The 7531-nt window shown below is 67.7% G+C and carries 8 protein-coding genes, 1 tRNA gene and 1 pseudogene; 5 read left to right on the top strand and 5 right to left on the bottom strand.

Features of this window, described 5'->3' with window-relative positions; translation table 11 throughout:
- On the top strand, nt 1–738 hold a 738-nt coding region (gene rlmB, locus P409_RS20580; RefSeq protein ID WP_034842840.1), incomplete at its 5' end, for a 23S rRNA (guanosine(2251)-2'-O)-methyltransferase RlmB.
- 100 nt (nt 739–838) lie between these two features.
- On the opposite strand, the gene P409_RS37240 is transcribed toward rlmB, so the two are convergent.
- From P409_RS37240 to P409_RS20565, 4 genes are all read right to left on the bottom strand, one after another.
- Complete coding sequence (locus P409_RS37240) at nt 839–1573, bottom strand: FkbM family methyltransferase (RefSeq protein WP_081991660.1); 735 nt, start codon at nt 1571–1573, stop codon at nt 839–841.
- Between the two features lie 326 nt (nt 1574–1899).
- A tRNA-Ile gene (locus P409_RS20575) sits at nt 1900–1975 on the bottom strand.
- A gap of 97 nt (nt 1976–2072) precedes the next feature.
- Nucleotides 2073–2381 (bottom strand): hypothetical protein, encoded by a 309-nt coding sequence (locus P409_RS20570; RefSeq protein ID WP_034842838.1) that lies wholly within the window; start codon nt 2379–2381, stop codon nt 2073–2075.
- 242 nt (nt 2382–2623) lie between these two features.
- Entirely contained in the window at nt 2624–3514 is an 891-nt protein-coding gene (locus P409_RS20565) for an MBL fold metallo-hydrolase (protein ID WP_034842836.1), read from the bottom strand.
- A gap of 158 nt (nt 3515–3672) precedes the next feature.
- Between P409_RS20565 and P409_RS20560 the strand changes: the two genes are divergently transcribed.
- From P409_RS20560 to P409_RS20545, 4 genes are read left to right on the top strand one after another with little or no spacing between them, the layout of a single operon-like run.
- Entirely contained in the window at nt 3673–4680 is a 1008-nt protein-coding gene (locus P409_RS20560; RefSeq protein ID WP_034842833.1) for an ABC transporter substrate-binding protein, read from the top strand.
- 1 nt (nt 4681) lies between these two features.
- Nucleotides 4682–5500, top strand: coding sequence for an ABC transporter ATP-binding protein (locus P409_RS20555; protein ID WP_034842830.1), 819 nt, complete (start codon nt 4682–4684; stop codon nt 5498–5500).
- Nucleotides 5493–6344: an ABC transporter permease gene (locus P409_RS20550; RefSeq protein ID WP_034842827.1), complete on the top strand. Its 852-nt coding sequence runs from the start codon at nt 5493–5495 to the stop codon at nt 6342–6344. The genes P409_RS20555 and P409_RS20550 overlap by 8 nt, the downstream gene beginning before the upstream one ends.
- Nucleotides 6345–6368: 24 nt before the next feature.
- Nucleotides 6369–7310, top strand: a complete 942-nt coding sequence (locus P409_RS20545; RefSeq protein WP_081991659.1) for a TauD/TfdA dioxygenase family protein — start codon at nt 6369–6371, stop codon at nt 7308–7310.
- A gap of 14 nt (nt 7311–7324) precedes the next feature.
- Here the strand turns inward: P409_RS20545 and P409_RS39050 are convergent.
- Nucleotides 7325–7531, bottom strand: a pseudogene (locus P409_RS39050) (mannitol dehydrogenase family protein); the annotation flags it as partial.

Here is a 7531-nt window from a genome sequence, read left to right as displayed (position 1 = left end):
ACCTCGTACGGCGTCCACGCCGCCATCGCCGCGATCCTGAATCCGGAGCGGGTGATCACCCGGGTGCAATGCACCGAGGCCGGCCTCGCGAATCTCTCCGACGCCCTGGCGCAGGCGGCCGAGGCTGGCATCGCCCGCCCGGCGCCGGAGATCGTCGACCGCGCCCTGATGGACCGTTTCCTCAAGGGCGCCGTGCACCAGGGCATCGCGCTGGAGATCAAGCCGCTGGAGGCGCCGGACATCGACGATCTCGGCCGCGAGGCGGAGCTTCGCGCGGACGCAGGGAATCGCAGCGTGGTGGTCGTGCTGGACCAAGTGACCGACCCGCACAATATCGGCGCCATCCTGCGCTCCGCCGCCGCCTTCGGCGCGCTGGCGGTGATCGTGACCGACCGCAACACGCCCGAGGTCACCGGGGTGATGGCCAAGGCGGCGTCAGGCGCGGTCGAGCATGTCGCCCTGACCCGGGTCAAGAACCTGGCCCGAGCCCTCGAATCGCTCGGCGCGCTGGGCTTCCGCCGGATCGGCCTGGCCGAGGAGGGCGAATCGACCCTGGCGGCAGCGATGCAGGGCGACCGGGTGGCGTTGGTGCTGGGCGCCGAGGGCGACGGGCTGCGCCACCTGACGCGCGAGACCTGCGACGCGCTGGCCCGGCTGCCGACCCAGGGCCCGGTCGGCAGCCTGAACGTCTCCAACGCCGCCGCGATCGCCCTGTACGAGGCGGCGCGGGGCAGTTGAGACCGCCTCGTCGCCGCGGAGGGCGCGCTGCTCATCAGCACATTACACTTCGGAGCAAAGGATCCGCCTACGGCTGGCCCCTGCCGGTCGTAGAGCAGGCCTACCAGGCGAAGTTCGAATCTCTTGTCAACATGACCATTGTCGTATCCTGTATACTCATCAGATTCTCAAGGGAAACGCGGCGCCGATCACCTTCAGCCAGCCAGCAACTAAAGCCCTGGGAGTGGATCTCTTCTAGAGTCTCCACAGGAGATGTTCCGCAGGCAATCATCTGCCCCGGCGACCATTCTATCACCAGCATGATTCCCGGGTTTCGGGAGAGCAGTCGCCGAGCGCCGCTCAAGGCGTAACTCTCCGCCCCTTCAATATCTATCTTGATGAAATCAAGATTTCTGTCTCCGAAATAATCATCCAGACTACATGCCGGAACCGTGATTCTCCGCAATACATCCTGTGTGGAAGTCAATTCATCATCCGCAAACTCACGCACGGCAGCATTGACATTAAATTTTTCAGGAGCCGAAAATGTGACATCTCCCGTCTTAGAGAACACGGCCTTTTGCTCGGCTTCAACACCAGACCAAAACCAATTCAACTTGATATTGTCGACCAGCAGAGAATATGTCTCCGGATTGGCTTCAAAGGCAAAGGTGCGTCCACCATCTCGGACCATCTTGTGGCCGATAATGGTGAAATAGCCGATATTGGCCCCCACATCGGCCCATTGCATGCCAGGCCGAAGAACACGCTCCAAAGTCTTGGTCGTTTCCGGCTCCCAATCCCCCCAAGTGAGGATGCCGGGAGTGATCATGATATCCCGCGTGTCGAGATACATGCGATCACCCCTGGCGGTCAGCGTCAGAATCCGATTTCCTCCCAAGTAGTGGCTGGATCGAGACGTCGATTGGCCACGAGATATTTCGCCCTGAATTTTGGGGAGAATGCGCTGGACCACGCTGGAGGCAACCTCCCGCCCTAGGCCCTTGACAACCCTTTGAAACACAAACCCCTCCCCATTTTTTCAGTCGGCTTGCAACGCCGCTGCGAAGCTGGACTATGCATGCTTCCCAGGGATCGTCAACGCGAGAGCTCGACGAGGCTTGCGCACCGTCTGTCGCAGGGCGATGGCTAAAGCCGGTCGCGGACGTTACGCGGAAAAGCTGGTGGGCCCGGCAGGATTCGAACCTGCGACAACACCGTTATGAGCGGCGGGTTCTAACCGCTGAACTACAGGCCCGTCCGGCGCCCTTCTAGCAAGCGGCGCCGGGACGGGAAAGCGGGTTGCGACGCCCGGCGTGGGCCACCGGGCGCCGCAGCCCGTACTGTCGGCCCGGCTACTGGGCCTTCTGCCCGCCGGCCATCATCTGCTTGATGACGCCGACGATGACCATCAGGATGCCGCCGCCGACGCCGCCCCCGACCACCTGCCCGATGATCGAGCCGATGTCGAGATTGCCGCTGGCCGCCGCCGCCCCGAGGCTGGGGACGATCGCCGACAGGATCTGGCCGCCGATACCGCCGCCGACGATGCCGGCGATCGAGTTCCACAGGGTGCCGAGGTTGTACTGCTTGATCGCGGCGCCGGCCACATTGCCGCCGACCGCACCTGCCACGAGCTGGATGATCAACGTCACGATGTCCATCGGATCTCCTTCCGATCGATGGAGCGCCGTCGGGCGGTGCGGCGCATGAAGCAACCGATTCGCCGAATCATCGGCACCGCACAAATAATCATGCGCCTCGACCCGTTCCGTCTCAAGAGATATTTGGAAACGGACGGGGATCGTCGCCATGCGCCTGAAGAAGCCGACATGTCGTGGGCAGGCGCTTCTGGCGATTCTATTGTCGGATTTACACCCCCGTTACGAGTCCGGACAGGATCGGTTCACAACCGGGCCGGGAGTCCGCCGAGGCCGATCACCGCGCCGTTCCAGGAGACGCTGCCGGCGGCGAGGTCGATTGCCATCAGGTCCTCGCCGACCAGGATCGGGCCGGCATAATCGGCGCGGATCTCGGCCAGCAGCGCAGCGCGGTCGACCTCCGGCGGCACAAAATGGGTCAGGGCCAGCGCCCCGACGCCGGCGGCCGCGGCGACCTTGCCGACCTCGGCCGACAGGGTGTGATAGGCGGCAACGGCCGCCACCGTCCCGGCCGTGCGCACGCCCGGCACCACCGGCATGGCATGGTGCACGAACACCTCATGCACCAGCAGGTCGGCGCCGCGTGCCGTCTCGATCAGCGCCGGGCAGAAGCGGGTGTCGCCGCTGAGCGCCGCGCGAAAGCTGCCTGCAGCGAAGACGAAGCCGTAGGCGTGCCGCACCGGCTGGTGGTCGACCGGCACCACCGTCACCGACGTGTCACCGAAGCGCAGCGTCTCGCCCGGCGTGATCTCGGTCACCTCCACCTCCAGCGCCGCGGTCGACGGGCGGCGCTCATGGGCGATGCGCAGCGTCCGCTCCTCCGCCCACAGCGCCATGGTGCCGTCAACGAAGGCGCGTGTCCCGGGCGGGCCGAAAATGCGCTGCGGCCGTGGCCGGCCCTGATGCCAGGCCGAGACGACCAGCTGGTACAGATCGATGACGTGGTCGGAGTGCAGATGGGTCAGCAGCACCGCGTCGAGGTCACGGCCCGGTACGCCGGCCGCCGCCAGCCGCTGTGTGACACCGGAGCCGCAATCGACCAGCAGCCTGGCCCCGCCGGCCTCGACCAGCGTCGCCGCGCCATAGCGGGCGGTGTGCACCGACGGACAGCCGGTGCCGAGCAGGGTGATTTTCATCCGTTCCTCCCAGGCTGCCGCCGACGATAGCGGAGCCGGATGAAAGAATAATCACAATATAACCTTGCCATATAATATATAACACAAATTAATTGGATTGATATTTGTTGCTTCCCCTCTGAATCTTTGTCCTATCGCCGCCAGCCAGAGATACCGCCATGCGTGCCCGCCTGTCCCTCCTCGTCGCCGCCGCGACGCTGCTCGCCCTGGCCACCCCGGCGGCCCGGGCCGAGACCGACACGCTGCGGATCGCGCAGCAATTCGGCATCTCCTACCTGCCGATGATCGTGGCCAAGCAGCAGAAGCTGATCGAGGCGGCGGTGACCGAGGCCGGGCTGCCGGCGCCGCAGATCGACTGGATCCAGGTCAGCGGCGGCGCCGCGATGAACGAGGCGCTGCTGTCCGGCAGCCTGGACGTGGCCGCGGCCGGGGCGCCGCCGGCAATCACGCTGTGGGCGAAGACGCGTGGCTCGATCGACGTGAAAGGCATCGCCTCGCTGGGGTCGATGCCGATCTACCTGACCACCACCAACCCGCAGGTGAAGACGCTGGCCGACTTCACCGACAAGGACCGGATCGCCCTGCCGGCGGTGAAGGTCGGGTTCCAGGCGGTGCTGCTGCAGATGGCGGCGGCCCAGGCCTTCGGCGAGGACCAGGCGACGAAGCTGGACGAGCTGACCGTCAGCATGTCGCATCCCGACGCGACCGCGGCCCTCCTGTCCGGCAGCACCGAGGTCACCGCAAATTTCGGCGCCCCGCCCTTCCAGAACCAGCAGCTGCAGGATTCGAGAATCCACCGGGTGCTGAGCAGCTTCGACGTGCTGGGCGGGCCGCACACCTTCAACGTGGTCTACGCCACCGGCGCCTTCTATGCCGACAACCCGAAGACGGTGGCGGCGATCGTCACCGCGCTGGACCGCGCCGACCAGTTCATCCAGGCGCATCCGGCCGAGGCGGCGAAGCTGTACATCGCCGCCGAATCCTCAAAGCTGCCGGAAGCCTTCGTCGAGGCGCTGATCACCGCCCCCGACACGCGCTACACCGTGGCGCCCGAGAACATCCTGAAATTCGTCGACTTCCAGCACCGCATCGGCCAGATCGCGACCACCACCACGGATTGGCGCGACCTGTTCTTCCCGCCGCTGCACGACCGTCAGGGCAGCTGAGATGGCGGCCCCTGCCCTCGCCCATGCCTCGGAGACACCCGCAGCACCGGCGCTGCGGGTGGAGAGCGTCACCCTGTCCTATGCCGTCGACGGACGGACGGTGACGGCGGTCGAGGATGTCAGCCTGGACATCCAGCGCGGCGAGCGGCTGGTGCTGCTGGGCCCGTCCGGCTGCGGCAAGTCGAGCCTGCTGAAGAGCATCGGTGGCTTCCTGCCGCCCGCCGCCGGCCGGATGCTGCTGGATGGACGGCCGGTGTCGCGGCCCGGGCCCGACCGGATGATGGTGCTGCAGGATTTCGAGCAGCTCCTGCCCTGGCTGACGGTGCGGCGCAACCTGGTCGCCGCCCTGTCCTGGGCGAAGCGCACCCGCCGGGCCGAGGCCGAGGCTATCGCCGACGACATGCTGCAGCGCGTCGGCCTGGCGCGGGTGGCCGACCAGTATCCGAACACACTGTCGGGCGGCATGAAGCAGCGCGTCGCCATCGCCCGCGCTTTGGCACTGCGGCCCGAGGTGCTGCTGATGGACGAGCCCTTCGCCGCGCTGGACGCCATGACCCGGCGCCGGATGCAGGAGGAGCTGCTGGCGCTGTGCGAGGCCACCGGCGTCACCACCCTGTTCGTCACCCACGCGATCGACGAGGCGATCGTGGTCGGCAGCCGGATCGTGGTGATGACCGCCCATCCCGGCCGGATCCGCGCCGTGATCGACCTGCCGGGCGGCCGCGGCCCGGACCGGGGCGATCCGGCCTTCGCGGCGCTGGAGGCCCAAATAGGAGGGCTGATCGCCGATCAGATCGGGACGGAGACCGCCGATGGTTGACTATCAGGGCCTGCTGCAGGCCGGGTCGCCGCTGCGCCCGACCAAGGCCGAGACGGCGCCCGTCCGGTCCGTGATCGGCACCGGCGCCTGGCGCCGTATCCTGATTCTGGCCGCCCTGGCGGCCATTTGGGAGGCCGCGGCCCGCATCGTCGGCAGCCCGCTGCTGCTGCCCGGCTTCATCACCACCCTCGTCGCCTTCGGCCAGGGCGTGGCCAGCGGCGAGCTGCCGCTGCGCACCCTGGCCTCGCTGCAGGTGCTGGTGGCGGGCTACGCCATCGGCGTGGTCGCAGCCGCGATCCTGGCCGGCCTCGCCACCGCCAGCCGCCTGGGCGCCGAACTGCTGTCGACCCTGACCGCGATGTTCAACCCGCTGCCGGCCATCGCCCTGCTGCCGATCGCGCTCCTGTGGTTCGGCCTGGGCACGCCCAGCCTGCTGTTCGTCATCGTCCATTCGGTGCTGTGGCCGCTGGCCCTGGCCGCCCATGCCGGCTTCCGCGCCGTGCCGCGCCCGCTGTCCATGGTCGGGCAGAATCTCGGCCTCGGCGGCGCCGCCTATGTCACGCGCATCCTGGTGCCCGCCGCCTTCCCGGCGATCCTGGCCGGGCTGAAGATCGGCTGGGCCTTCGCCTGGCGCACCCTGATCGCCGCCGAGCTTGTGTTCGGCGTCTCCTCCCGCTCCGGCGGGCTCGGCTGGTTCATCTACGTCAACCGCAACCAGCTGGAGACCGCCAACGTCTTCGCCGGCCTGCTGGCCATCATCCTGATCGGCCTGCTGGTCGAAAGCCTCTTGTTCCGCACCCTGTCCCGGCTCACCGTCGAGCGCTGGGGCACGCAGAACCCCTGAGATCGACGGAACGGAAACGCCGCTATGTCCTTCACCACCCGTCCCCTGTCCGAGCTGCTGGGCGTCGAGATCTCCGGCCTCGACCTCGCCACCCCGCCGGACGAGGCCAGCTTCGCCCACATCAAATCGCTGTTCGAGGCGAACTCCCTCGTCGTGTTCCGCGACCAGCGCTTCACGCCGCAGCAGCACATCGATTTCAGCCGCCGCTTCGGCGAGCTCGAGATCCACGTGCAGCACCATTTTCACCTAGCCGGGCACCCGGAGATCCTGATCGTCTCGAACGAGATGAGGGACGGCAAGCCGCTGGGGCTGGCCGATGCCGGGCGCTATTGGCACTCCGACCTGTCCTACAAGGCGGAGCCGAGCCTGGGATCGCTGCTGCACGCCCAGACCCTGCCGCCGGTCGAGGGCGATACGCTGTTCGTCAGCATGGCCGCGGCCTATGATGCGCTGGACGACGCCACCAAGGCGCAGATCGAGGGGCTGACGGCCGTGCACGACTACAGCGCTCGCAACGTGGCGCAGCAGGCCAAGAGCTCGCTGCGGCCGGGCCTGACCGCGGACCAGGCCAAGACCGTGCCGCCGGTGACCCACCCGGTGGTGCGGATCCACCCGGCGACCGGCCGCAAGGCGCTGTTCGTGAACGAGGGCTTCACCACCCACATCAACGAGCTGGAGCGGCCGCAGAGCGACGCGCTGCTGCGCCGGCTGTTCGAGCACATGATCCAGCCGCAGTTCCAGTACCGGCACCGCTGGCAGGCGCATGACCTGGTGTTCTGGGACAACCGCGCCACCATCCACCTGGCGACCGGCTGCCCGCCGCACCTGGCGCGCACCCTCTACCGCACCACGGTGAAGGGCGACCGGCCGATCGGCCCGCGGGACCGGGCCGCGGGACCGGGCCGCGGCCTAACAATCCGCTCCTTGCGTTGCCTCTCCCGCCAGGCGGGAGAGGTTGCACAATGAGCTCCCGCTGACGTTCAGTTCAGCCGCGCATACTCCGCGGCCGTCGCCTTCGAGCCCTGGCGGTACAGCGCCTCGAGGGCGCTGATCACGGCGGCCCTGAACTGCGGCTGGCCGGGCAGATCGTCGCCGAACACCGCGCGCACCCCGAGCAGCGCCGGCGCCAGCCGGTCCGCCACCGGCCCGGCCTCGCGCGCGATCGCGGCGAGGTCGGCGGCCAGCGG

This window comes from Inquilinus limosus MP06, assembly GCF_000767795.1.
Classification (GTDB): Bacteria; Pseudomonadota; Alphaproteobacteria; order DSM-16000; family Inquilinaceae; genus Inquilinus; species Inquilinus limosus_E.
This window is presented reverse-complemented; position numbering and strand designations above follow the sequence as displayed.

Coding starts and splice junctions, on each gene's coding strand:
- P409_RS37240 (WP_081991660.1), bottom strand. CDS start 1,573: ATGTATCTCGACACGCGGGATATCATGATCACTCCCGGCATCCTCACT.
- P409_RS20570 (WP_034842838.1), bottom strand. CDS start 2,381: ATGGACATCGTGACGTTGATCATCCAGCTCGTGGCAGGTGCGGTCGGC.
- P409_RS20565 (WP_034842836.1), bottom strand. CDS start 3,514: ATGAAAATCACCCTGCTCGGCACCGGCTGTCCGTCGGTGCACACCGCC.
- P409_RS20560 (WP_034842833.1), top strand. CDS start 3,673: ATGCGTGCCCGCCTGTCCCTCCTCGTCGCCGCCGCGACGCTGCTCGCC.
- P409_RS20555 (WP_034842830.1), top strand. CDS start 4,682: ATGGCGGCCCCTGCCCTCGCCCATGCCTCGGAGACACCCGCAGCACCG.
- P409_RS20550 (WP_034842827.1), top strand. CDS start 5,493: ATGGTTGACTATCAGGGCCTGCTGCAGGCCGGGTCGCCGCTGCGCCCG.
- P409_RS20545 (WP_081991659.1), top strand. CDS start 6,369: ATGTCCTTCACCACCCGTCCCCTGTCCGAGCTGCTGGGCGTCGAGATC.